General features: G+C 38.2%; 1 protein-coding gene and 2 pseudogenes. 1 reads left to right on the forward strand and 2 read right to left on the reverse strand.

Features of this window, described 5'->3' with window-relative positions; all coding sequences use genetic code 11:
* Window positions 1–113: 113 nt before the first annotated feature.
* Window positions 114–207: pseudogene (locus L2764_RS27445) on the reverse strand (IS200/IS605 family transposase); the annotation flags it as partial.
* On the opposite strand from L2764_RS27445, the gene L2764_RS27450 reads away from it, so the two are divergent.
* Window positions 206–475: a tectonin domain-containing protein gene (locus L2764_RS27450; RefSeq protein WP_312018398.1), complete on the forward strand. Its 270-nt coding sequence runs from the start codon at window positions 206–208 to the stop codon at window positions 473–475. The pseudogene L2764_RS27445 and the gene L2764_RS27450 sit on opposite strands and share 2 nt — an antisense overlap.
* A 225-nt stretch (window positions 476–700) precedes the next feature.
* Here the strand turns inward: L2764_RS27450 and L2764_RS27455 are convergent.
* A pseudogene (locus L2764_RS27455) lies at window positions 701–811 on the reverse strand (IS200/IS605 family transposase); the annotation flags it as partial.

Here is an 811-nt window from a genome sequence, read left to right on the forward strand (position 1 = left end):
AGTTATACAAAAATTTCGATATTGATACAAGTTCTATATCATTGGTAATGTAAAAAATATCAAAGATTAAATATTAACCTAATTGTTGGTAATTTTATACTCAGGTACTTAACACCAAATATTAACTTACGTCTCTTTTTTGGAATAAATACAAATATGGTACTTACAATCCCAACGTGTATGGGACAAACTCTTAGGGTCTCGCATAGGTTGCTCTCCTGTCTTTTGGTCGAGACTTGAGCGTACCTATACCGCGGCATGGGGATTCGATGAGCATGATACCATTTTCTATTTCCACAATAATCAATGGACGCCAGTCGAAGGGGCTTTAATACAAATCGCCGTGGCGAATGCTGACGATGTTTGGGGGATCAATGCCAATAACGATATTTTCTATTTGGAATCCAATCAAACTTGGCAACAGGTTCCTGAAAAGCTCACTCATATTAGTAATATGGGCCATAATGCTGTTTAGGGCGTAGGCACAGATGGCTATGTTTATTATCGAGTAAACAGTGAATGGAAACAAAGTGTCTATGGGGGCAATAAAAACCTCATATCCATTGGTAACTATTAATATCTTTGGGCGCTTGACCGTAACAATAATATTTACAGTGCTGGAGGCAGTGGCTACTAAGTTAACTTACCTCCGGCAAAGCCGGAGGCTTATTTGGGTGACGCCATAAAAGGGCTTAAGTCCCTACATTCCGAGTTTTAATTGATCTCGATGAATGTCATTTTTTTCTTGGTTTCGTATGTACTCTTTTATCATTTCCTCATCCAAACCAACCGTAGAAACATAGTAACCCTT

Origin of the sequence: Shewanella surugensis, from assembly GCF_023284005.1 — a bacterium.
Classification (GTDB): Bacteria; Pseudomonadota; Gammaproteobacteria; order Enterobacterales; family Shewanellaceae; genus Shewanella; species Shewanella surugensis.